The 23,919-nt window shown below is 47.5% G+C and carries 23 protein-coding genes, 1 pseudogene and 1 riboswitch; of the genes and pseudogenes, 15 read left to right on the forward strand and 9 right to left on the reverse strand.

Annotation, left to right across the window (positions count from 1 at the left end):
• Positions 1–9 precede the first annotated feature (9 nt).
• Complete coding sequence (locus tag QUA24_RS15325) at positions 10–657, reverse strand: retropepsin-like aspartic protease (protein WP_333230615.1); 648 nt, start codon at positions 655–657, stop codon at positions 10–12.
• Between the two features lie 224 nt (positions 658–881).
• Here QUA24_RS15325 and QUA24_RS15330 point away from each other — a divergent pair, with 224 nt between their 5' ends.
• The 4 genes from QUA24_RS15330 (at position 882) to QUA24_RS15345 (ending at position 4,829) form a co-directional block, all read left to right on the forward strand.
• Positions 882–2,276 (forward strand): hypothetical protein, encoded by a 1,395-nt coding sequence (locus QUA24_RS15330; RefSeq protein ID WP_333230616.1) that lies wholly within the window; start codon positions 882–884, stop codon positions 2,274–2,276.
• Between the two features lie 183 nt (positions 2,277–2,459).
• Entirely contained in the window at positions 2,460–3,212 is a 753-nt protein-coding gene (locus tag QUA24_RS15335; protein WP_333041824.1) for an MORN motif-containing protein, read from the forward strand.
• Between the two features lie 105 nt (positions 3,213–3,317).
• Positions 3,318–4,031: an MORN motif-containing protein gene (locus QUA24_RS15340; RefSeq protein WP_333212119.1), complete on the forward strand. Its 714-nt coding sequence runs from the start codon at positions 3,318–3,320 to the stop codon at positions 4,029–4,031.
• Between the two features lie 177 nt (positions 4,032–4,208).
• Entirely contained in the window at positions 4,209–4,829 is a 621-nt protein-coding gene (locus tag QUA24_RS15345; protein ID WP_333230617.1) for a DUF6391 domain-containing protein, read from the forward strand.
• 225 nt (positions 4,830–5,054) lie between these two features.
• Here QUA24_RS15345 and QUA24_RS15350 read toward each other — a convergent pair whose 3' ends face one another.
• Complete coding sequence (locus QUA24_RS15350) at positions 5,055–5,783, reverse strand: Uma2 family endonuclease (RefSeq protein ID WP_333230618.1); 729 nt, start codon at positions 5,781–5,783, stop codon at positions 5,055–5,057.
• A 194-nt stretch (positions 5,784–5,977) separates the two neighbouring features.
• Between QUA24_RS15350 and cax the strand changes: the two genes are divergently transcribed.
• Positions 5,978–7,078: a calcium/proton exchanger gene (gene cax / locus QUA24_RS15355; protein WP_333230631.1), complete on the forward strand. Its 1,101-nt coding sequence runs from the start codon at positions 5,978–5,980 to the stop codon at positions 7,076–7,078.
• Positions 7,079–7,332: 254 nt separating this feature from the next.
• Here cax and QUA24_RS15360 read toward each other — a convergent pair whose 3' ends face one another.
• Positions 7,333–7,698 (reverse strand): hypothetical protein, encoded by a 366-nt coding sequence (locus QUA24_RS15360; protein ID WP_333230619.1) that lies wholly within the window; start codon positions 7,696–7,698, stop codon positions 7,333–7,335.
• Positions 7,699–8,179: 481 nt separating this feature from the next.
• A complete protein-coding gene (locus QUA24_RS15365) occupies positions 8,180–9,844 on the reverse strand; it encodes a DUF655 domain-containing protein (RefSeq protein ID WP_333230620.1) in 1,665 nt (554 codons plus the stop codon).
• 191 nt (positions 9,845–10,035) lie between these two features.
• Between QUA24_RS15365 and QUA24_RS15370 the strand changes: the two genes are divergently transcribed.
• The 3 genes from QUA24_RS15370 to QUA24_RS15380 all read left to right on the forward strand — a co-directional run bounded on the left by QUA24_RS15370 (position 10,036) and on the right by QUA24_RS15380 (position 12,603).
• Positions 10,036–10,437 carry a DUF7682 family zinc-binding protein gene (locus QUA24_RS15370; RefSeq protein ID WP_006631653.1) on the forward strand — a complete coding sequence of 134 codons (402 nt, stop codon included), beginning with the start codon at positions 10,036–10,038 and terminating at the stop codon, positions 10,435–10,437.
• A gap of 81 nt (positions 10,438–10,518) precedes the next feature.
• Entirely contained in the window at positions 10,519–11,709 is a 1,191-nt protein-coding gene (locus tag QUA24_RS15375; RefSeq protein ID WP_333230621.1) for a cysteine desulfurase family protein, read from the forward strand.
• Positions 11,710–11,946: 237 nt separating this feature from the next.
• Positions 11,947–12,603, forward strand: a complete 657-nt coding sequence (locus QUA24_RS15380; RefSeq protein WP_333230622.1) for a hypothetical protein — start codon at positions 11,947–11,949, stop codon at positions 12,601–12,603.
• A gap of 71 nt (positions 12,604–12,674) precedes the next feature.
• On the opposite strand, the gene thiL is transcribed toward QUA24_RS15380, so the two are convergent.
• The 3 genes from thiL to QUA24_RS15395 form a co-directional block, all read right to left on the reverse strand.
• Positions 12,675–13,670 (reverse strand): thiamine-phosphate kinase, encoded by a 996-nt coding sequence (thiL, locus tag QUA24_RS15385; protein ID WP_333230623.1) that lies wholly within the window; start codon positions 13,668–13,670, stop codon positions 12,675–12,677.
• 32 nt (positions 13,671–13,702) lie between these two features.
• Complete coding sequence (locus QUA24_RS15390) at positions 13,703–14,017, reverse strand: hypothetical protein (RefSeq protein ID WP_333083817.1); 315 nt, start codon at positions 14,015–14,017, stop codon at positions 13,703–13,705.
• A 242-nt stretch (positions 14,018–14,259) separates the two neighbouring features.
• The gene (locus tag QUA24_RS15395) at positions 14,260–15,384 is read right to left on the reverse strand and encodes a peptidylprolyl isomerase (protein ID WP_333230624.1); all 1,125 of its coding nucleotides are present in this window, start codon (positions 15,382–15,384) and stop codon (positions 14,260–14,262) included.
• Between the two features lie 438 nt (positions 15,385–15,822).
• On the opposite strand from QUA24_RS15395, the gene efp reads away from it, so the two are divergent.
• From efp to QUA24_RS15410, 3 genes are all read left to right on the forward strand, one after another.
• A complete protein-coding gene (gene efp / locus QUA24_RS15400) occupies positions 15,823–16,380 on the forward strand; it encodes an elongation factor P (RefSeq protein WP_041622404.1) in 558 nt (185 codons plus the stop codon).
• A 198-nt stretch (positions 16,381–16,578) separates the two neighbouring features.
• Entirely contained in the window at positions 16,579–17,136 is a 558-nt protein-coding gene (accB, locus tag QUA24_RS15405) for an acetyl-CoA carboxylase biotin carboxyl carrier protein (RefSeq protein WP_333230625.1), read from the forward strand.
• Positions 17,137–17,166: 30 nt separating this feature from the next.
• Positions 17,167–17,559, forward strand: coding sequence for an ArsR/SmtB family transcription factor (locus QUA24_RS15410; RefSeq protein ID WP_006631662.1), 393 nt, complete (start codon positions 17,167–17,169; stop codon positions 17,557–17,559).
• A 129-nt stretch (positions 17,560–17,688) separates the two neighbouring features.
• On the opposite strand, the gene QUA24_RS15415 is transcribed toward QUA24_RS15410, so the two are convergent.
• Together QUA24_RS15415 and psbA are read right to left on the reverse strand one after the other, a co-directional pair.
• Positions 17,689–18,444, reverse strand: a complete 756-nt coding sequence (locus tag QUA24_RS15415) for a GerMN domain-containing protein (RefSeq protein WP_333230626.1) — start codon at positions 18,442–18,444, stop codon at positions 17,689–17,691.
• A gap of 421 nt (positions 18,445–18,865) precedes the next feature.
• Positions 18,866–19,948 (reverse strand): photosystem II q(b) protein, encoded by a 1,083-nt coding sequence (gene psbA / locus QUA24_RS15420; protein ID WP_333230627.1) that lies wholly within the window; start codon positions 19,946–19,948, stop codon positions 18,866–18,868.
• A gap of 209 nt (positions 19,949–20,157) precedes the next feature.
• Positions 20,158–20,237, forward strand: a riboswitch (adenosylcobalamin-variant (AdoCbl-variant) riboswitch).
• Between the two features lie 8 nt (positions 20,238–20,245).
• Between psbA and cobG the strand changes: the two genes are divergently transcribed.
• From cobG to QUA24_RS15440, 4 genes and pseudogenes are all read left to right on the forward strand, one after another.
• Complete coding sequence (gene cobG, locus QUA24_RS15425) at positions 20,246–21,820, forward strand: precorrin-3B synthase (RefSeq protein ID WP_333230628.1); 1,575 nt, start codon at positions 20,246–20,248, stop codon at positions 21,818–21,820.
• Positions 21,821–21,974: 154 nt separating this feature from the next.
• Positions 21,975–22,604, forward strand: a complete 630-nt coding sequence (locus QUA24_RS15430) for a precorrin-8X methylmutase (RefSeq protein WP_333230629.1) — start codon at positions 21,975–21,977, stop codon at positions 22,602–22,604.
• Positions 22,601–23,311, forward strand: a complete 711-nt coding sequence (locus QUA24_RS15435) for a precorrin-2 C(20)-methyltransferase (protein WP_333230630.1) — start codon at positions 22,601–22,603, stop codon at positions 23,309–23,311. The genes QUA24_RS15430 and QUA24_RS15435 overlap by 4 nt, the downstream gene beginning before the upstream one ends.
• 228 nt (positions 23,312–23,539) lie before the next feature.
• Positions 23,540–23,919 (forward strand): annotated as a pseudogene (locus QUA24_RS15440) (photosystem II q(b) protein); the annotation flags it as partial.

Here is a 23,919-nt window from a genome sequence, read left to right on the forward strand (position 1 = left end):
CGCTCACTTTCAGCGAACATAAAATTCTACAACATCTTTTTTAATTTTGACATCGTAATTGCCAAAGAAATCGTGACCGAGCAGACCTATGGGCATTTGTTTCGCGATCGCCACTTCCACATTTTGGATCGCAGCACCCCCAACCCGAATCGATCGCACTCTACCGATCGGGAACTCGACAACGCTACCGTCAGCGATCCCCGCTCTCACGGTACGCACAGGCCTCACTCCCAGTGCAGTAGCCATCCCCTGAGTAATCAAAGTGCCGCTCGCCCCGGTATCGAGAATCATCTCAAAAGTTTTGTTGCCGTTAAATACCACGTCAATCACCGGCGTCCCGCCAGCGCGGCGCTTGATTTTAGCTTGAAATACCTGCGGATTCCCCGGTGGCTTCGCCGGTTGACTTGCTGGCGGTTTGGCACCAGGATTTGACGGGTTCCAAAACTGAGAGTACAATTCGCCAGTGGTGAATGCCGAGCCTGTTATAGTGCGATCGAGCTGCTGGGAACTCACATCGGGAACCAATGTCATCACCTGGGCTTCTGGCTGACGTGAATCAGAATGCACCTCGCGGCCCCCCACCGATCCCACACCCACCAAAACGGTTGCAAAAACAAAGCCCGATCGCCAAATCCTCTTGAGAATCACTTTTTCCATGATCTAATACCTTAATTGATTCAATATGTCGAACAATGACCGCCACTGATATCGTGACATACTCCCGAAAACCGATCGATCGCCCGATCAGATCGTCAGGAAAACTTGGCAATTTTCAAGCGATCGCATAACATCGAACACAGATAAACTGATAAACGGCAACAGGCTGTAATTGCATAACCTTGTTGGATATCTTGAAATTAAGCATTTGGGGGCGATCGGCAATGCACAAACTTTTATATTTTGCGACTATAGGACTACTAGCTTTCTCGATCGGAGGATGCGGTGGCGACGAGGGTAGCAACACAGCCAGCCCCAGCCCCAGCCCCAGTGCAGCCTCTCCATCTCCGACCGCCTCTGCCAGCCCCACCCCAGCAGCTCAGGCTTTCCCGTCCCCAGTAGTAGCCGCCCAGCCTCCAGGGTTAATTCGATCGACCAACCCAGACGAACGGGCCAGACAGGCTCAAACAAATATCGGCGACAACAAAGACAGGAATCCAACGCTTCCGCTTCAGCCCGTGCCCCAAGGCCCTGTGACAGCCAATCCTTCTCAGTTAGACCCCTTTGGGCCGCTGCCGCCGATCGTATTACAAATCCCTCCAGGAGCCAACGGAGCGGGTGGGACTACCTCAGAACTCCCCAAACTGCCACAGCGACAAGTTGCCGTGCTACCCGAACTTCCCGAGTTATTGGCTCCTCCCCCACTTAACAGGCCTAATCAGACGGTTATCCCCATGTCACGCACGGATCGTCGAGGACGCACTCAGCAACTACGAGATGGATCTGGAAATTTACTTCCCGAAGGTGATGGGGCGCAAATTGACTCGCGTCCCATAGTTCCAGGGCCAACTGCTCCTCGGTTAGGTGGCGGTGCCGGTGGCAGAAATGGTTCCTTACCCGGAGGCAGCACCGGGGGACAAATTGGCTTGCCACCCATAGTTCCGGGGCTAGATGCTCCTCAGTTAGGTCGTAATCGTACATCCCCGCCTGGACTCGAACCCATTGCAGCGAGACCCATAGGAGTGCCGGATCTGCCGGAACTACCAGTAGACAAGCGCCCCCCCCAATGGAGAGACCCCAATGCCAGGGTAAGAAGAGGTCCTGGCACTGGGCCAATAGGAGGTAGAGCCCAAGATGCGCGGAATCCGCAGCGTCGCCCTCCAGCACCCCCGCGCCCGCCCCAACCAATAGCAGCGAGACCCATAGGAGTGCCGGATCTGCCGGAACTGCCAGTAGACAAGCGCCCGCCCCAGTGGGTAGACCCAAATCCCCCGCCGCCTCCCGTGATCCCAGTAGTTCCGCCACCGCCTTCTACTGACCTCGCTACAGGCACCGAAGTCAGCGGGGTGGTAAAAGTCGGGAACGAGACGCAAGTGATTGTCAAAGTACCGAATGAACCAACCAGCCGATATGTCAAAGTCGGGCAGCGGCTGTCTAACGGGCAAGTGTTGGTGAAACGGGTCGATCTCAAGCAAGGAGCAGATCCGATCGTGATTCTGGAGGAAAACGGCGTTGAGGTAGCCAAAGGTGTGGGCGAAAAACCCGCCAGTCGCCAACCACAACCAGCCAATGCAGTTATTAGCCGTCTCCCAAATCCGAATAGCTCAACGCGACGCTGAAAATTGACAGTAAAGCAGGAAAAATGCTAAAGGCAAAAACTCTAATTTTTGCCTTTTTGCATTTAGGGCAGATCTCAAACCTGAAGGTAAAATTAGTACAGGGATTAAAAAATAGACGACTTTTCAGTGAGTATTAGCTTCTAGAAAATCCCTATTAGTAATTGAAGTTCAAGGAGATTGATCATGCTCGGTTCAATTCAAAAATTAGGGATGGTGATATTAGTTGCTTCTTCTATCGGCAGCGCTACTAATCTCTTCAATCCCCAGCCATCAATGGCTCAAGCAACACCTGATCCAAAACCCGAAGAAGAAAAACGCTCTCCCTTCTGCCAAGGCAGCCTTCCTACGGGAAGAGTGAAATGCAATTACGAGACAGGCGATAACTACGAGGGAAACTTCGTTAACGGCCTCCCCGACGGCAGCGGAGTTTACGTGTACGCTAATGGCGATCGCTACGAAGGACAATTTCGGAGGGGAGTGCCCAATGGTAGAGGGACATTCATTTTTAAAGATGATGGCCGCTACATAGGCGTGTTCCAAGACGGCACGATGAGATCTGGGACGGTGGTTTTCCCCAACGGTGAGCGCTACGTGGGAGACTTCGGAGTCGTCCAGAACCTTCAGACTAAAGTTATTAGCAGCCAACCAGCAGGGCGGGGTCAATTTTTTTATACTAATGGCGATCGCTATGAAGGACAATTCTTTGCAGGTTCCCCCTTTGGCCCAGGGGTATTAGTACGCAAAGACGGCACTCGCTGTTCTGGCAGGTTTTTTAATCAAGAACTTGATGCTAGTGTCACCTGCACTTTCCCCAACGGGACGCGCTATGAAGGAGAATTGCGAAAGGGAGTGCCTCACGGTGTCGGGACGATGATCGATGCTAGCGGTAGGCGCTTTCCGGGGGTATTTCGCAATGGCAAGCCCGGAGTTTCGTAAAGGATAAATGATTGAGGTTTTCAGCTAACTTTTGACAACAAATGGGATAAAAGACAAAGGACAGAAGAAGATAATATCTAACAGCGCATAGGAGCAAGTTGATTGATGATTTCCCGTTCTTGGACCAGTGGAATCGCTTTATTAGTTGCATCAGTGTTGGGAATTGGTAGTTACGCGACTTATCCTTTGCCCTCAATGGCGCAAGGAACAGAAGCTAGAACCGGCCGCTGCGTGCCAGCTATCGCTACAGGTAGAGTTAGGTGCGATTATGACAGCGGTGATAGCTACATCGGACAGTTCGTTAACGGTTTGCCCAGTGGCGCTGGGGTATACATATATTCCAACGGCGATCGCTATGAGGGGCAGTTCCGTCTGGGCAAACCAAATGGTCGAGGACAATTTATATTTAAGGACGACGCCCGCGTCGAGGGCATATTCCGAGATGGCAAAGTTAGTTCCGGGACCGCTATTTTTACTAATGGCGATCGCTATATAGGGTCGTTTTCTCTTGATCAAAAAGTAGGCGTGCCCACGGGACAAGGCCAATTCATTTTTGCTAATGGCGATCGCTTTGTGGGTCAATTTTTAGGAGGCAAGCCTTTAGGTACAGGAGCGTTTACCCGCGCTGACGGCAGTCGGTGTTCGGGACAGTTCTATACTCAAGAACTTGATGGCAGGGGTAACTGTTCGTTCTCCAACGGTATCCGCTATGAGGGAGAGTTACGCAAGGGATTACCTCACGGTAAAGGCACAATTATCGATACCAGAGGCCGGCGAATTCCGGGAGTATTCCGCGACGGCCAGCGGCAAGAGCAATAAACTGGGAATAAGTGCGATCTATTAGTAAGGGCAGGTTGAGGGCTAATAATTTTTGCACAAAACCTGCCATTGCTAGGTTTTAAAGTCAAAACTATTGATAATTTATGACCGGCTTTTTCTCAACCGAATTGCTAATGTTAAATATCCACTTAATCGAATTAATGGAGGCGTTTTGATATGACAACTACTGCTTCTGCTTCCGACCGTACCGGCCAGTTTCCCTTCGACTTTGCCCCGCAGCGGACTCAAGATGCTGATTTGTTGCGACAACTCAATTTTGTGCCCGGTTTGAAGGAAGTCTTGACTTTGCGCCAAGTTCATGCTTTGGAACACGCTACTGTTTGGGTACTAAGTCAATCGTTTGGTGCGACGACAGCAAGAACCGATAATGAGTTATTGGGCGGAATGTCCACAGACCAAGGGTTTTATCTTTATGGTCACGTTAACATTGCACAGTTGCGTCAGGCAGTGCGCGAGGCTTTGCAGCGGATTGCCAGCGGAGAGTGGGATTTAGCTGTACATCCCCGTTGTGGCACGAATTTGTCGGTGGCAATGCTGCTGACGGCAGGACTTGCTGTTGGCATCAATTTAGCCCTGCCTCGGGGGCCCATTCTGCAACTGTTAGGTTTGGGTGCAGCAGCGGCGGCAGCGGCTCAGTTAGCTCCTGATGTGGGAGCTCTGGCTCAGCGGTACGTCACAACTGCTATTCCGTTTAATTTGAGTGTGGTTGATATTACTTTAAGTCACGACTTCTGGGGACGCGAAGCTCATTTTGTGCGGGTGCGTTGGGTTGAATAGTTGCACAGTATCAAGCGCGATCGATATATCTAACTCATCTGCATTAATCTGTGTTTATCTGCCTGTATCTGCGGTCAAAAAAATAGAATTTTGCAACCGCAGATGACAAGCGATTGACGCGGATTCACGCAGATGAAAAGCATAGATATCTGAATAATTCCGATGCAGAGCGGATTTGATATAACTAATAACAATTAACTTATGACTTCTGGGTCATCCAAGCTTCTAAATGCGATCGGGATCTACTCCTAATTCTCGCAACCTCACCGCCAATCTTTCAGCACGTTGTTCAAGTTCCTGGAACCGAGCTTGTTCCGCTTTAATCAACCCTTCAACTAATGGCGGAGACAGTATTTCATTCACTGATAATGTCAGATTTGGAAATACTACAGACACCATTTGTTGCCCCGGCACAAAATCTGTCTGGGTATAGATGTCTTCACCTTCAGGAAAGGCTAGAACTCGCACCAGTTCTTTGTTAGGTGTAGGGTCAACAATTACATATTCAGGTACGTTAGCTAGTTCGTACTCAGCTCGTTTAATCACATAATCGGCACGCCGATTTTGACTCACTACTTCTATGACTAACAGGGGCTTTTCCTCAAAATCGAGGATACCCGAACCTGGTCTAGCAGCAGCTTGTTCCAAAAGACTTTGAGTGCAAACAACTACATCAGGAATCCGAGAGATATCTTCTTCTGTTCTTACTCCCAGCCCTGTTTTTGCTACTAAGTCAAGATTGTGTTCCGCTAGGTAACGCTGCAATTTGTAAACTAAGTATTCGCAAATTTTAATATGTAAAACTGTTGCGGTTGGCATCGGAATTAATTTGCCTTTGTACAGTTCATATTGTAGATCGGAATCAGTTTGATAAAATCGGTATTCTTCAAAGGTCAAGGTGGGTGAAGTATCAATTTGCTTTGATTCAACAACTGGCACTACAGATTGAGACATATCTTTTCACCGATGTCGATATAATTCTATTATATTCAATCTGCCTCGATCTGGGTACAGTTGCGGTTAAAAATTCCCACTTATCGATCGCACTCGCCACCCGAACAGTCAGAGAATAGTTGAATAGTGTAAAATCAACTTTGCGATCGCCCCGACAACTCGACCTCACCTTTCCATACACCATCCGATTTCCTATGTCAATCAAAAAGATTCTTTCCATAGCGCTGTTAATTTTTATCCCCATTTCCATCGCCGCTGAGTATTTGCACTGGGGTTCCCTTGCAGTTTTCATCACATCCGCTTTAGGCATTATACCTCTGGCTATTTGGTTGAGCACAGCAACAGAAGAAGTGGCGATCGTTACAGGCCCCTCCATAGGCGGCTTATTAAATGCAGTCTTCGGCAATGCTACGGAATTAATTATTGCCATAGTTGCCTTAAAAGCTGGCTTAATTGACATTGTGAAAGCCAGCATAACCGGTACAATTATCAGCAACTTGCTTTTAGTCATGGGATTTTCCATGCTGTTAGGAGGAATTCGCTACAAAGAACAGGAATTTAAGCCAATAATCGCGCGGGTGAATGGTTCCACAATGACTCTAGCAGTGATTGCCATCCTGCTGCCGACAATGGTAATTTACACCTCCAATGGAGTCGAACCCGCAGCCATTCAGAATCTTTCCTTAATAACTGCGATCGTCCTAATCGCAGTTTACGCTCTAACTCTGCTATTTTCATTAAAAACTCACAGCTATCTTTACGAGGTGAGCTTACTAGAACTAGAGTCAGAAAATCCTCAAAATACCAAAGAGGAATCTACTACGCACAAACCTAATTTGTGGCTGTGGATAGGGGTGCTAGTTGCCTCAACTGTTGCCGTTGCTTTTGAATCAGAAATTTTCGTGGGTGTTGTCGAAGAGACTACCAAAGGATTGGGATTGACGCCACTGTTTACAGGGGTAATTCTGTTGCCGATTGTTGGCGGCGCGGCCGAGTATGTAACTGCGGTGGGAGTTGCCATGAAAAACAATATGGATTTGTCAGTTTCTGTCGCAATGGGTTCGAGTTTGCTAGTTGCTTTGCTGGTAGCGCCGGTGTTGGTAATTATCGGATTAATAATTCATCAGCCGATGGATTTAAACTTCAATCCGTTTGAAGTAGTTGCAGTTGCCATTGCCGTGACAATTGCTAATCTAATTAGTCTTGACGGGCGATCGAATTGGCTCGAAGGAGTGTTGCTTTTAGCAACATACATCGTGTTAGGAGCCGCATTTTACTTTCACCCCATTACTTGATTTCTCGTGGAACAGACACTCCGACCTGTTCCACAAAAACTCAATTAATTTTCTTAACTGGTTCCCTGTGCCTGGGAACGCATATAAGCGAGGCTCTGCCTCGTTTGCTTCCATGAAAATTGGAGGCAGAGCTTCCGGATCTGCGTTACCAGGCTCTGCCTGGTAACGAGTAATAACTCATCTTGTTTCTGGTTTGTTATTCCTCTTTGTCTTCTGGCCTTAATTAAATAAAATAATTTTTGGACAGAAAGTAGTTAGGGACAGCGACATTGTTGAACAGGAAAACACTCTTGTCTGCAACTTCTTTTTCTGCCTTTACGATCGCGACAATCAGAAGTATCCCGACATTCTACCTGATCTTGACAAATTTGCTGACGGGGAAAAGTACCTAAGTTTTGTATAGAAACTTCAGCCGTAAGCGCACCCTGTTCTATAACTTGGTCATTTTCTTTAATTTCATAGAGAAACTTATTTTCTCCCTCTAAAACCGAAAAAGTTCTTGTTTTGTGACTGTTACCCAACTTGAATCCAAAATCCTCGGAGAACTCACCTTTATTGTAACCTCGGTCTGTGTAAGGATAGGGGTTAGTTTCCATGCCATCAGTCACATTTTTAATCATTACCCTTCTGTTAGGGCCGGGAGGAGTCTTGCTGGAGACAAATCGAGCGCTTTGCGAATCAGGGGAGAAGACAGTACCGGCACATGGACCTACATATTCAGTGCGCTTAAATTGAATTAAATTAATATTAAAAGCGTTTTCGTTTTTGACCCTAAATTGTGCTTCGCTAGTCTGCTGGGCGCTAACTGTGAAAGCTGCTAGCGCCAAAAAAATTGCCCCCAGAAAAATAGCTAGAAATTTGATTTGTGGGTTCCCCGTAACAAATCTGGCGTGTTCCATCTCTCTCTACCTCTCAGGTGAATAGATAGCATTTTATTTAGAAGTTATTTTAACTTGAGAGCTGATGTGTTGTCAAAGTAGATCTAATAGGTTTCTAGTGAGGACTTGAGTCTTTGATCCTGAGTTGCTAAAGGGAAAACTGAACTCCTGAGTGCGTGCGAACTTTGTGGAGTCAGGAATGAAGTCCTGAGTACGAACTTAACTACCAAGTTACTCGATCGCGCCATCTCTCTAAAATCTTGTCCCCAATTCCCTGTACCCGTGCCACATCTTCCAAAGAGGTGAAAGGTTGCTGTTGCCGCGCTGCAATAATTCTCTCGGCTAACTTCGGGCCAACCCCAGGCAAGGTTTCTAATTCTTCCTGAGTCGCGGCATTCAAATTAACTAACTTTTTACCTCCAGCAATTTGAGGTTTAGCACTCGTCGCTTTTGATGCTGCTTGTAGTGAATCGCACTCTTTTTTCTTAGCATCAATTCTCTGTTTGATTCGGGCGGGGATTCCCAAGGTTGCACCTTTGTAAAGCCGATCGAACTCCCGCTCAAAATGGGCTGCAACTACGGGACTCTCGATCGCCAGCAACGTCTCGTCATTCCCGTGATTTGCAGCCTCACTCCAGTTATGAGAACCTGTAAGCAACGTTTTTCCGTCCACAACGCCGAATTTGTGGTGCAGGCGATCGCCCATTGGTAACAGAGGCACTCCCACCGTAGTCAGCGGCTTTCTCCAAGGGCGATTGTCAGTTTCTAAGCCGCAATCCTGCATCAAAGTCGCCCCCATCATATCCAACCCTTCACTGTAAGAGCGATAAATAAAATTAGAGTCAATTAAAGCTCGCACCACAACTCCCCGGCTAGCTTCAATTTCCAGAGTATTTGACAACCGCTGAGCCGAAAATACAAACAGTGCCAAATCAACCGACTTTTTCGCACTACCCAAAGTTCGATTTATCAAACCGTTAGGGCTTTTTTCCCAAGGCAAAGTCGCAGTAGTGGGCGAAAATTGCACCCCAACTGTCGAATTCCCTACTCTTACTTTTTGCACTTGACGAAACGGCTTTTTGATGCCAAACTTGCTGTCCGGTTTGCCTCCCGGCCCGTCGCCCCACATGATGTTAAATTCTTGAGTAAATAGTTGCGCTACTTGAGGATTTTCAATTTTCAGTAAATTGTTAGCATTGCCGCGACTTGCTGCTGTTTTAAAATCGCCGTGTATATCGCTTGTGGTAAAATTAGCAGAAGTGACGATTACGGTTTTGCCATCAATTACCACAAATTTGTGGTGCATCAAACCGCTGCCTTTACTGCCGTCAGCAGTATCATCAATTACAGGAATGCCCGCATCCTTGACAATTACCAAAGCATCATTTTGCTTGATTTCCTCGGAACTCAATTTACCGTCTTTATTGCGATCGGCAAGTTGCACAAATTCGGTATAACGATCGCGCTCTCTTTCCGGTAATTTCGTTAACTCCTGAGCTGTAAAATCGCTCCAAGGGCGACTATAGATATGTTCGACAATTAATCTCACTTTAATTCCCGATCGCTGTCGATCGGCCAAAACCCTCGCAATACTGGGCAAGCGAAACTCCTGAACCGCTAAATCTACCGTCGATCCAGCACTAGCGATCGCAACAGCGATCAACTTTTCTAAATCATCTCCAGGTCTAGTTTGCTGGCGGTAAGGCTCTGTATAACTCGAAGCGATCGACTGATTGAAGTATACTTGCAACAAGGGGTCTTGAGGTAATGGAGCCAGACTGAGAGGTAAATTCTGCACGTCTTGCTTTTTTTGTCCGCAGCCCGCCAGATTGATCGCCACCAGCCCAGCACAGCAGAAACCGAGTAAATGATAATACACTACAGCCACAAAATTTTAAAAAATATAGAGGTTATTAGCCGAACCACAGTTCAAAGCTATTGGATCAAGTAAAGTTACAACCTATTAAATTTATGCAAGGGAATAGATTTTACGTCTTGTAGAACTGCCTCGATGCCGGAAGCATCACTGGTAGGGTAGCAGCATTCAGGGGCGTGGGTCAAACCCTATACCGCTGCTTTATGGCTAAAAGAAAAACAATTTTTCCGTGCGGTCACAAAGGATATGGTAAAGCGTGCCATCGCTGCACGCAAGAGTTGGTGGCGCAGCAGCATTACGTTGAAGTGCTGGCAGAAAAACAAACCAAAAAACAAGAGAGGGAAGCATCATTTGCTAGAGATATCATCGATCTCAGAGGTCTGCCCGACCACGTAGTCACTAAAGCCCGGGCAATTATAGCAGCTTTGGGCGAAAATAAGAATTACAGAGATTTCGGCGGCAAACGCCTGCGTCACAACCGTTTGATAATCAGTATTCCTGTAACTCGCAACTACAGAATGCTTTGTGAAGATTGCGGCACTTTCTTAATTCCCCAAAAAGTATTGTCGCACGAAGACTACAACGTCTGCAAACCAGGAAGTTAGTCATTAGTTATTGGTTATTGGTTATTAGTTATTAGTAGCCACTCACAACAGTCAACAGTCAACATTCATTAATTAGTTATTATGCAAATTTACCTCGACTATAGTGCCACAACACCCGCACGCCCAGAAGCGATTCAAGCCATGCAAAAAGCCCTGACTCAGCAGTGGGGTAATCCTTCCAGCTTGCACGAGTGGGGACAAAGGGCGGCGACAGCTTTAGAATTAGCAAGAATGCAGGTTGCTAGCTTAATTAACGCGCTACCGGAATCGATGATTTTTACCAGTGGCGGCACTGAAGCGAACAATTTGGCAATTATGGGAATTGCGCGTCTTTATACAAAGCCGCAACATATTATTATCTCCAGCGTAGAGCATTCCGCAGTAGCAGAACCGGCGCGACAACTCAAACAGTTGGGATGGGAAGTGACGCGCCTACCAGTCGATAAATTGGGGCGAATTCACCCTTTAGATTTGCAAGAGTCGCTGCGATCGAATACAATGTTAATTTCAATCATTTACGGACAAAGTGAAGTTGGCACGCTGCAACCAATAGAGGCATTAGGACAAATTGCGCGCGATCGCAATATCATGTTTCATACCGATGCAGTTCAAGTTGCCGGCAAGCTGCAAGTTGACGTGCAGAAACTGCCCGTAGACTTGCTTTCGGTTTCCAGTCACAAACTTTACGGGCCACAAGGTGCAGGCGCGCTTTACGTGCGTCCGGGAGTAGAATTAGTGCCAATGTTGGGCGGTGGTGGCCAAGAATTGAAAATGCGTTCCGGGACACAAGCGCTGCCGGCAATCGTCGGTTTTGGGGTGGCGGCAGAGTTAGCATTGCAGGAAATAGATGTGGAAACGCCGAGGTTAATTGCATTGCGCGATCGGCTTTTTGACCGATTATCCCACGTACCCAGTTTAGTACCAACTGGCGATCGATATTGTCGGCTGCCGCACCACGTCAGTTTTTGCATAGTCTCCCCTTCCTCCCGCCCTTATCAACAGAGAGATACAGGGCGAATAACAGGCAAAACTCTAGTGCGGCAGCTAAATTTAGCAGGAATTGGCATTAGTTCCGGTTCTGCTTGTAGCAGCGGCCAACTAACTCCTAGTCCGGTATTATTAGCAATGGGATATGACGAAATCGGTGCCGTTGGTGGAATTCGCTTGACTCTAGGACGAGAAACCACAGAAGCTGATATTGATTGGACAGTAATTGCGATCGAGCAAATTTTGGATAGATTAATGCCCAAGGTGGCATTATCTAGGCGTTAGCAGGAAAATCTGCGATTCAAAACCAAAGAAACCGCGTTTTTTCCCATCTCTTCGCACTCTAAGGTTGACAAGTCAAAAAACCCCGTTTTATGGTCACTCGCGCACAATCAAAGAAACCGGGTTTTTTCCCGAATCTTCGCACTGTAATTAAGTAGCTCGCTAAAACCCGGTACCCGGTTTCTGGCCACCCACTAATCATGGTAAAATAAATCCCGGTGTTATTCACAACTCCCCAAAATGGAAGAAAACCGCGCCCAAGCCTATCTGCAATTAATTCACACCCTGCTGAATGCCCCCAACGGAGAGGAAGCGCAGATATTACAGGATAACTCAGAATTACTCGATCGCGGATTTCTGGAAACTTGCGAGTTAGTAGCCTCAACCTTGGCAGAACAAGGAGGAGAAAATGGCGCTAAATTCCTCCGACATCTAGCTAGTTACCTAGCGCAAATCATCGAGATTAACGATGACGGAGATAGCAATAACTCTGCCAGTGAAAATTTCCAAGAGTATGCAAACTTTTTCTTAGAATTATTGCAAGCCGAACAAGATAGCAACGGGGATACAGCAGTAATTCACTCCATGCTGGAAGGGCGACAGCATCTCCTCAATGTCACTTTTGCCGAGACTTTACAGCAAGTAGCGCAGAAGTTAATAGCCGGCGAAAACTCAGAAACAATTAGCTCAATTATCGGGCTTATTGAAAATTTGAGTATTCATATTAGTGAGTTTCCTCGTGGCAATATAGCGAATAATATTGAAATTGCTATTACGGGCTATCAAATAGTTTTAAATAATCGGGAACCCGGTAGTGAAAAATGGACGCAAACCCAAAATAATCTGGCGACTGCCTACCATAACAGAGTCAACGGTTCGCTGGCGGAAAATCTGTAACGGGCAAAAACCAGGCGGTTGAAACCGCGTCTACACAAATCAAGTCCGCCTATGCGGAGAAGCGAGATAATTCAGAAGTGTTGAAATCCTCGATCGAGCTTTAATATAGCATCAGAATAAATACCGCTGCTATCAGTCAACCAGATATCGGTGCTATCCGTAGCGATTCCCACAATCGCGGCTCGGTTTCCTATTTTTTCTACCAATAACTGAGCGCTTGTTATTGGCAAAAACAGCACTAACTCGAAGTCTTCCCCGCCGTATAATGCCCAATCTAAAGCTTTTTCGGTTGATACGATTTCGCTGAAAATATCGGGAATTGGTATTTTTGTGCGATCGACTTTTGCGCCAACACCGCTAGCCCGACAAATTTGAATAATCGCATCTGCTAAACCGTCGCTGCTGTCCATTCCGGCGATGGAAAACTCACCCGCAGAATCTAAAATCTCCCAAACAATCGGCAAAACATCCAGCCTCGGTTTAGGACACTGGTGAGCGATAATTAAAGAAGCTCGATCGACCTTTTCCAGATTTTGCCCGAATTCTGGATTTAACAGCAATTCTAATCCCGCGCGGGAGGCTCCGTGAACACCCGTGGCGACAATCGCCCAGCCCGATCGCGCATTTGACCGACTAATGGTACGATCGGACTCAACCTCCCCAAAAGCAGTAATCGCCACAGTCACAACAGGCGATCGCACAACATCCCCACCGACGATCGGCGTATGATATTCTTGCAAGCAAGCCGTCATTCCCCGATAAAACTCTTCAACCCACTCCACAGCCGTATCCGCCGCCACAGCAATGGCTACAGTCACCGCCAGAGGCTTTGCTCCCATCGCAGCCAGATCCGACAAATTCGCCGCTGCGGCGCGCCATCCTGCGTAATAAGGCCCCGTAGTGCGATCGCTAAAATGCACTCCATCCACCAACATATCTGTAGTGATAGCCAGAGATTGGTTGGGATTTGTAGGCATGACAGCGCAATCATCACCAACTATTTCTGCGGGGCAGAATTTTTGCAATATTCTTAAAAGACCTTGTTCACCGATATCTTTAACTTGCATAAATTTGAATTAGTCGATCGCGCTTTCTCACTTCACCATTCCTTACCCGAACTCGGTGGTAAGCGCAACCTAGGAAACCTATAAAAAGTATCTCCTTCATCATCTACCTCTAAAACCGCCGAAAAAATCTTAACTTGCCGAGTTAAATACTGCTGAGCAACTTCAGCCTCAACCCTAGCATTAGCCGCCAGTTGAATCAGCGCAATTTGACTATTTTGAGTTTCCAACAACTGATAAAAAGCCTCATCCAACCGCTGCTTTTGCTTGTTTTCATTCACATTTTTTACAATCAACAAGCCTGCGAATCCGCCCAAACCCATTACCAATAAAAATTGTAAAATAGCCATATTCTCGATTGAATTCCTATTTTCAATAACGAAACTATAAAAATTATCTCTTCTTCCAGCCTGATTCCGGCGGGCTTTGTCTGTGTCAAATTGATTTCAATCGCCGTCATCTGTATTTAGAAAAGATTTTAATGCCTGTCACTATTGATTTTTTCAGCCCGCGCAGGCGGGCTTTGTTTCTGTAAAAGCGATTTCAATCGCCGTCACTTTGGTGTCAAAGCGATTTCAATCGCCGTCATTAATTAAACTTGAGGTCGCACCAAATTTTCGATTCCTTTAACTACCTTAGCAGATACAATCTTGTCTCCCTGCTTCAGTTGCTCCAAAACTTCTTTTCCTTCAATCATGTAACCAAAAACAGCATAGCGGCCGTCCAACAGATTCAGGCCAGCGGGCGTGAGTTCAGGTTCAAACAAGAAAAAGAAAAACTGAGAAGAAGCGCTATCAGGGTCAGTTTCTGTACGGGCCATGGCCACAGTACCGAAAGCAGAAAAAGGCAAAACAGGCTCGTCGCGATAACGCCCCGCATCTTCTAGAGTAATCCCGTAAATAGGTTCTTTTTCCTCCCTAACGAGCACTTCTAGCGGTATATTTCGGTATTTGCCAGTAGCTGGGTCAATAAAACCCTCTTCCTTGCCTTCGGGGTCTCCGGTTTGCAAAACGTAGGATTCTTCCGATCGAATAAACGGCAAACCGTCATAAAAACCTTGATCGACCAAATCCACAAAATTACCAGCCGTAACCGGGGCGCTGTAGCCGTCAAGCACAACAGTAATTTCCCCTTTTTCAGTTTGTACAGCAACAGTAGCGCGCCCTTTCAGTTGAGGCAGATTAGCATACTTGGCAGGCACTTCAAACGGAAACTTTGTCACCATCAACTCTTCGATTTCGCCTACCGAACCTAAGATTGTGGCTTTCAAGTCAATCACTTTGTCCCTGTCTTTAGCCTCAACAGCCTTTTCCAGTTGAGCAACTTTCTCCTTGACTCCTGCAACTAGCGCCTCAGCTTCCGGCTTTTTGGCGTCGGGAATACTCTCTAAAAGGTCAGATTCCCGAAGGTTGAGAATCCTGGAAGCCTTGCTGACATCACTGCTAATGGGCCCCCAACGTTTAGACCGTATGTGGTTGCCAATGTCTTCGAGACTGATTTGCAACTCTCGTACAGTCTGATTGTCAATAGGTAAAGCGAAGCGCAGCAGCGCCCGCCCGTCCGTAATCGCATTCCCAGCAGGCATACTGCTGCTGGGGCGTTTGGCATGGGAGACTGCACTGAAACTCAGGGAGAGAGTGAACAGCAAGAGCGCTAAAGCGACGGTTTTGACCCAGCGCTTGCACGTATTGATCGAGAAATTAGGCCACTGCAACATAACTTTAACTTTTATTGCCTCTCTTATCTTCCCACAGCGCTGCCCGCCCTCTAAGCTGCTACCCATCTAAAGTGCCTGTTGATTTGGCTGGGGAGGAGTTGCCCACTAACAACACTCAACAGTCAACAGTCAACTGACAACTGACAACAGCCCACTGCCATTAACATTTCAGTAAAGCACTTGCTCCCTTTGAACGGTAAAATAAAATGCCAATTGCTTTTTGATGCCGTCAGCTAGACTGCGGCTTTAAGCTGACCCGCTCAAAAACGGATACAATCCCCAGACTCCTGTCGTGGAGAGATCAAAATTTTAGACCAAGGTTCAATCTCCCAAATTCATCTGTGGAGTAAATCTAAAATCTAAAATCTAAAATCTAAAATCGACTGACTGTAGTTCCCCCGTGCCGCCAAGGCGACGGGATTGCCCGCAAAAATTTATATGATTTCCAGTAACGACTTTCGACCAGGTGTTTCAATTGAATGGAATAACGGCGTGTGGCGGGTTATCGAATTCCTCCACGTCAAGCCAGGAAAAGGCTCGGCTTTCGTGCGGACAAAATTAAAAAACGTCCAAACCGGAAACGTAGTAGAACAAACCTTCCGGGCGGGCGAGACTATGCCTCAAGCCAACCTGGAAAAGAGTGTGATGCAGCATACCTATAAAGAGGGCGACGATTTCGTCTTTATGGATATGGAAACTTACGAGGAAAGTCGCCTCAATGCTAAGCAAATAGGCGATCGAGTCAAGTACCTCAGTGAAGGGATGGAAGTCAGCATCCTGCGCTGGAACGACCAAATCATGGAAGTGGAACTGCCCAACTCTGTTGTCTTGGAAGTGCTGCAAACCGATCCCGGAGTCAAAGGAGATACTGCCACCGGTGGCAGCAAACCCGCGATCGTCTCCACCGGAGCTCAGGTTATGGTGCCTCTATTTATTTCCATTGGAGAACGGATTCGGATTGACACTCGTGAAGACAAGTACCTCGGCCGAGAATAGAAACGAGGGAATAAAAGGGAGTTTTAGTTTTTAGTTCTGAGTTATGAGTTAAAGAATTCCAAATTCAATACTCATCTCTCACAGCTTAAAAACTATCCCTTTTTCCTCCAAAGTCGTTGATACTCCTAGCTTCGCCTGATTCTGAATTTTCACTTTTCAATTCTCAATTTTCAATTCTCAATTACCCTTGAATCTGCTGTGCAACTAGACTTAAACCAGCTTTGTGACCTGCTAACTGTATTAGACAAAACTAGCATTTCGGAACTCACCTTAAAAAGTGGGGATATCGAACTGACAGTACGCAAAGGCATTCTGGCAAGTTCACCAGGCACCTCTGCTGCGCTCCCTGCTGCTGTGACGAGTGTCGCTCCGAGCCTGTTGGGCGCTGTTGCTAGCCCCACCTTAGCGTCACCTCCTGCTATTGACCAACATTTAGCAGCGGATCTGGCTGCACCTGTACCCGTCGCCCCTGTCGCCGTACCTGCTGCCGTACCTGCTTCTGTCGATACTAAATGGGTGCCAATTATCTCGCCAATGGTAGGAACCTTTTATCGCGCTGCTGCTCCTGACGAGCCACCTTTTGTCAATGTGGGCGATCGCATCAAGGTCAGCCAGACAGTCTGTATTATCGAAGCGATGAAGCTGATGAACGAGATCGATGCTGATGAAGTCTCCGGTCAAGTGATGGAAATTTTAGTTCAAAATGGCGAACCTGTCGAATACGGTCAAGTGTTGATGCGAATTAATCCGGATTGAAGGATTACTTTATTGTTATGGACAGAATAAATGCTAATATTTCCCGATCACTTCTCTCCGGTGAGTTTGATGAAGTCATCCCAGCCTGTCCCGCAAGAGGTTGTGCAACAAGTTGCTGAGTATTTCAGTATTTTGAGCGAACCCATGCGTTTACGAATTTTGAACTTGCTTCGCGACGGCGAAAAATGCGTGCAAGAATTGGTGGAAGCTACTCAAACGAGTCAAGCCAATGTTTCTAAGCACCTAAAACTCATGCTCCAAGCTGGTATCCTCACTCGCCGGAGTGAAGGGACTTCAGCTTATTATAAGGTGCAAGACGAGTTAATTTTTGAGCTGTGTAATATGGTGTGCGATCGGCTTGCCAGCCGGATCGAACAGCAAGCCCTACACTTTCGGGCATTTAGTCTAACTACGAAGCACTAAAAATTAGTGCCCAGCCCCCTGTCATGAGTCATCAGCCATGAGTCATAAGTTATCAACCCCTACTCTCTGCCTTCAGACCGGTGACTAATGACTCCTAACTAATGACTCCTAACTAATGACTCATAATTACTAAAGGGGAAAATTTTTGTCAAAACTTTGGCGGGTACTCGGCTGAGCCACCTCCAAACCTTCGCCACCCAAAAGTTCTAAAGGCTTGCCTTCCACCGAAATCCAAACCTTGGTATTCGGTTGTAAACTCGTAGCCGTATAGATAACTTGCCCTAACCGGCCAGTCATCGAATTGCTCCCTCCCCCCGAAGTAAATTCGGCCGACAAATCGACATAAACTCCGTCATTTTTGACACTCAAACCCCTGAGTTTTGTCCCATTAGGAATTTCGCTAGAAACAGTTCCATCTTTCGGCCCAGCCAACAAACTGTTAAAAGCAGCTTGTAAAGCTGCATCAGGGTTGTCAGCTTGTTTGACAGCTACTTTCGTAGGAACTCCCTCAAATTTGCCGCTGGCATCTTTAACCCAGTAGACTTGCACTGTCTGGACATCAGTCTGCGGCAAAGGCTTTGGCTGCGGCGATTTTGGGATCAGAGCGTTAGGCGTCTGAACCTGCGGCGTCTGAACCTGTGGCGTCTGAACCTGTGGCACTTGTACAGGATTTGGAGGGGGTACCGGGATAATTACAACAGGGGATTCCCCAGGACTTGGAGACAGCGCCGGAGCGTTAGTCGGAGCGGAAGACTGTGTGTCTGCGGGGCTTGGCGAACGGTTCGCGGTCCACCAGGCAATGCCCCCTCCCGTCAGTAAAGCCAACCCGCAAACACCGGCAATGACGGCTGTGGAGACGCGGCGTACTTCTTGTCCATCTTTCATAATACAAATTCTCCTTACAGATAGAGCGCTTGGGACGGTGAGGAGCGACTCCCGATCAGCTACATTTGTCTATGGTTAGATTCTGGAATTGACACAATTGCATTGCTGCTAGCGAACACTTTATAGCAAGCCCAACATATTCTGAATCCGACTATTGGAATCCTAGACCATCATATAAGATTTCGCCCGTGGAGTATGTCACAGTATCTCGATCGGCCTAGTGGCTATATTCTATAGTAATCATAAAAAATTAAAGAATAAAGGAAAAAAAATAAGTAAAAAGCAATAAGGAAGGCAACCGAGGTAAGGGGGTAACGGATTTAAGGGATTTAACGGATAAAAACAGGTCTCTAAAATATTTTCCCCAAACAAAAAGCGCCCCTATTACTAGGAGCGCTTTTTATCAATCAAAAGCTAAAACTTAGCCATTGATAGAAGGAGCAACCAAAGCTACAGGAGTTGTCTCACCAGCAGCCAAATCAAGCGGGAAGTTGTGAGCATTGCGCTCGTGCATTACTTCCATACCCAAGTTAGCGCGGTTGATCACATCAGCCCAAGTATTGATAACACGACCTTGCGAGTCGATAATCGATTGGTTGAAGTTAAAACCGTTCAAGTTGAAAGCCATCGTGGAGATACCCAAAGCGGTAAACCAGATGCCGACTACTGGCCATGCACCTAACAAGAAGTGCAAGGAACGGCTGTTGTTGAAAGAAGCGTATTGGAAAATCAAACGACCGAAGTAGCCGTGGGCTGCAACGATGTTGTAGGTTTCTTCTTCTTGACCGAATTTGTAACCGTAGTTTTGTGATTCGGTTTCGGTTGTTTCACGAACCAAGGAAGATGTTACCAAGGAACCGTGCATTGCGGAGAACAAGCTACCACCGAAAACACCAGCTACTCCCAACATGTGGAACGGGTGCATCAGGATGTTGTGCTCTGCTTGGAACACGATCATGAAGTTGAATGTGCCGGAGATACCCAAAGGCATACCGTCTGAGAACGAACCTTGACCGATCGGGTAAATCAAGAATACTGCGGTGGCTGCTGCAACTGGTGCAGAGTAAGCGACGCAGATCCAAGGACGCATACCTAAGCGGTAAGACAGTTCCCACTCGCGACCCATGTAGCAAAATACACCGATCAGGAAGTGGAAAATTACCAATTGGTAAGGGCCGCCGTTGTACAACCACTCATCGAGAGAAGCAGCTTCCCAGATTGGGTAGAAGTGCAAGCCGATGGCGTTAGAAGAAGGAACAACAGCACCTGTGATGATGTTGTTACCAAACATTAAGGAACCTGCAACAGGTTCGCGGATGCCGTCGATGTCCACTGGAGGAGCAGCGATGAAGGCGATGATGTAGCAGATGGTTGCAGTTAGCAAGGTAGGAATCATCAAGACGCCGAACCAACCTACATAAATGCGATTGTCGGTTGATGTTACCCAGTTACAAAACTGTTCCCACAGATTGGCGCTTTCGCGTTGCTGTAAAGTTGTGGTCATTTGTTTATGATTGCTTTATTTGGTTTTCAATGTTCGGATGATGTTTCTATTATTAACGGTATCAAGAGTGTTTGTAAAGGGGTCTAGCGACAGTTAAACTGATTGAACTCATCAGGAAAGCTTATAAAATGATTGACAGGGGCGATCGCCAGGGGTTTTGTTAAGAAAGTTGAGAGTTTTGCTTTCTGTGGGTCAGCTCGTGATACCTTTCTAAAACCTGAAAGCGGGAAAGTCCGGTGCAATTCCGGCGCTGTGCCGCAACTGTAAAAGTCAGAATGCCGATTTCGGGGGCGCTTTGTGGGCGTTTACTTTTGGATTCCCTGCGCAGCACGGGGAGGAGATTATTTGTTAGCTTTGACTGATTTGCCGACTTGTCCGGGTTTATTTTACGGTTCGATCGCCCGAGACGGAGTTTTATCGAGAATGCGGATTCCGGGGGGAATTTTAAACGCGCAGCAGTGTTGGACGATCGCCGATTTGGCAGATCAATACAGTATCGGCTGTTTGCAAGTGACCAATCGGGCAAATTTGCAAATCCGAGAAGTCCACTCGGAAATTCCCCCTGAAGTGTGGAACCGCTTGCAGGAATTGGGGATAGCGTCTCGCCGCGTTGAAGTTGACCCGATTCGCAATATAATGGCAAGTCCGACAGCAGGGATCGATCGCCAGCAGTTACTGGATACTCGCCCGCTAGTGAAAGCTTGGGATGATTACCTGCAAACGCATCCCGAATTGTCGGAACTTTCGCCTAAGTTCAGCATTGGCTGGGATGGCGGGGAATCGGTTTCGATCCGCGATTTGCGCAACGATATTTTATTAGCAGCAGAGCGATCGGCAAAATCAGAAATCGTTTTTCGGCTGCATTTAAACAGCGATACAGGGATTTTAATCCAAGAATCGCAATGTATTTCAGTCTTAGCCGCCCTTGCGAGCGCATATCTTGAATACACAAAAAATCAGCCTCGAATTGATGGCAAAAAACCGCGTTTGCGTCACCTGCTGGCAGATTGGGGCGCTGAAAGTTATCTAGAACGGGTACAGCAGAATTTACCATTTTTATTGCAACACACATCTTGCACCTTTCCCAAAAACAGGCAAGATGCCTGTTCCACAAAGAGTGAATTTCCTTGTGGGGTGGGCCTCTTGCCCGCCCACTCGATCGACCCATCTGCAAGGGCGATCGAACAATCCCGACATCTCGGCATCCACCCTCAGCGACAGTCGGATTTCTCGTACATAGGAATTGCGCTGCCTCTCGGTAGGCTAGAATCAAAGCAACTGCGGAATTTGGCAAATTTAGCCCAAAATCTAGCCAGCGGTACCCTGAGACTTACGCCGTGGCAAAATCTGTTGATTTCTGATATCCCCAACCCCCAGCTTTTTGAGATCGAACAGCAAATCGCCGATTTGGGATTGCACTCGTCGGCGACTCGCCTAGATTCGTGCTTGGTGGCTTGTGCCGGCAGCAGCGGCTGTGCGTCGGCGGCGACAGATACTCAAAGTCACGCCCTAGCAATGGCGAGGGATTTAGCGCAAAAATTGACGATCGACCTGCCGATTAACATTCATTTCAGCGGTTGCCAAAAGTCCTGCGCCCAGCACCGGCCAATTGATATCACCCTGGTGGGAATTCAGATTGAGCGAGGACACGAGACGATCGAAGGTTACGACATTTATGCGGGTAGAAAAGATTTGCCCTTCGGGCGACCAATTTTTCCGGCGGTAAGTGCGGCCGAGATGCCCGGTGCTATCGAGCTTTTGTTGCAAGTGTATCAGCGGTTTCGAGATCCTTTGGAGTCATTTGGTGAGTTTATCGATCGGCGGGCGATCGACCAATTGCAGGAGTTGTTGAACACCGAAAATCGGCATTGAAAGTCAAAAAAGAGCCCATGAAAAAAGACAAATTTTAAGCATTTCTCTTCCTATCTCTCTTGATATTTCTTCCTTCGCGTCCTTCGCGCCTTCGCGGTTAATTCAAAAAATCTATTTCACAAATCCCACAAACTTCCCATAGCAGTTTTAAAGAATGATTGACTACATTCGAGACGGAACAGAAATCTACACCAAATCCTTCGCCACAATTCGAGCCGAAGCAGATTTGTCAAGCTTGCCGCCCGATTTAGAATCGGTAGCCGTGCGACTAATTCACAGTTGCGGCATGACCGATATTGTTGCAGATTTAGCAGCTTCGCCCGGTGCAGCCACCGCGGGACACAACGCCCTCTCAGCAGGTGCGCCCATCCTGTGCGATGCCCGGATGGTGGCCGAAGGCATCACTCGCAAACGCCTTCCCGCTGACAATCCGGTGATTTGCACCCTCTGGCATTCCGAGATCCCGGAGTTGGCGCGGCAAATCGGAAATACTCGATCGGCTGCGGCCCTTGATTTATGGCTGGACAAGTTGCAGGGTGCGGTTGTGGCGATCGGCAACGCCCCGACTGCTTTGTTCCGACTGCTGGAAATGCTGGATGCCGGAGCACCCAAACCGGCTTTAATTCTGGGTTTCCCGGTAGGATTTGTCGGGGCCGCCGAATCCAAAGCCGAACTGGCCGCCAACAGTCGGGGAGTGCCATTTATTACGTTGCACGGGCGGCGCGGTGGCAGTGCAATGGCAACGGCGGCCGTGAATGCGTTAGCGAAAAAGGATGAATTATGACTGAGGCGAATGGTAAATTGTACGGTTTGGGTATTGGCCCTGGCGATCCAGAGTTGATTACTTTGAAAGCTTATCGGATTTTGCAATCGGTGCCGGTGATTGCCTATCCGGCGATGGAAAATGGTAAGGTGCTGGCGCGGGCGATCGTCGCAGATTATCTGCGCCCGGAGCAAATTGAGATTCCCATGCCGTTGCCTTTTAGTCCGACGCGATCGTCTCAACCTTATTATGATATTGCTGCCGAGAAAATTGCCGCACATCTGAGCGAGGGACAGGATGTGGCGGTGCTGTGTGAGGGCGAACCTTTTCTCTACGGCTCGTTTATGTATCTATTCAACCGTTTGTCGGCGACATTTACCACTGAAGTTGTGCCGGGAATTTCTTCGACAATGGCGAGTGCGGCTGCGTTGGGAGTGCCGCTGACTTATCGTAACGATGTGTTAAGTATTATGCCTGCGACGCTGGATGCTGAGGTTTTGCGCGATCGACTGGCGGTTGTTGATGCTGCTGTGATTATTAAGCTGGGCCGGCATTTTGCGAAAGTCCGGGACGTACTCATTGAGTTGGGACAGTTCGATCGAGCACTGTATATAGAACGCGCAACTATGCCGAATCAGCGAATTCGGGCGATCGCAGATGTCGATCCCGCTGAAGTTCCCTATTGGGCTCTCATTATGATCCCCAGCCAGCAAAAGTCTGTATCTTAATATTTCCATGCCTGAAGGCTACACGCTTCCAGGCTTTACCTACTTTTTTGTGCATTCTTACCTCTTTATCCAGTTTTCTTCATATTGATAACTTAAGCTTATAATTTTCATTAGTTAATCTGTTGTTAAAAAACTTTACAAACCTGAGAATATGCTTTATGTTTATTTACATGGCAGAACACAAAGCCGTCACGAACATTGAAAACCAAATAAAGCAATCATAAACAAATGACAACAACCTTACAGCAGCGCGAAAGCGCCAACGTCTGGGAACGCTTTTGTGAGTGGGTAACATCAACCGACAACCGCATTTATGTAGGTTGGTTCGGAGTCTTGATGATTCCCACCTTGCTCAGCGCCACCATCTGCTACATCATCGCCTTCATCGCTGCTCCTCCAGTGGACATCGACGGCATCCGCGAACCAGTTGCTGGTTCCTTGATGTACGGTAACAACATCATCACAGGTGCTGTTGTTCCTTCATCCAACGCCATCGGCTTACACTTCTACCCAATCTGGGAAGCAGCTTCCCTCGATGAGTGGTTGTACAACGGCGGCCCTTACCAATTGGTAATTTTCCACTTCCTGATCGGTGTATTTTGCTACAT

This window comes from Microcoleus sp. Pol12B5, assembly GCF_036701335.1.
Classification (GTDB): domain Bacteria; phylum Cyanobacteriota; class Cyanobacteriia; order Cyanobacteriales; family Microcoleaceae; genus Microcoleus.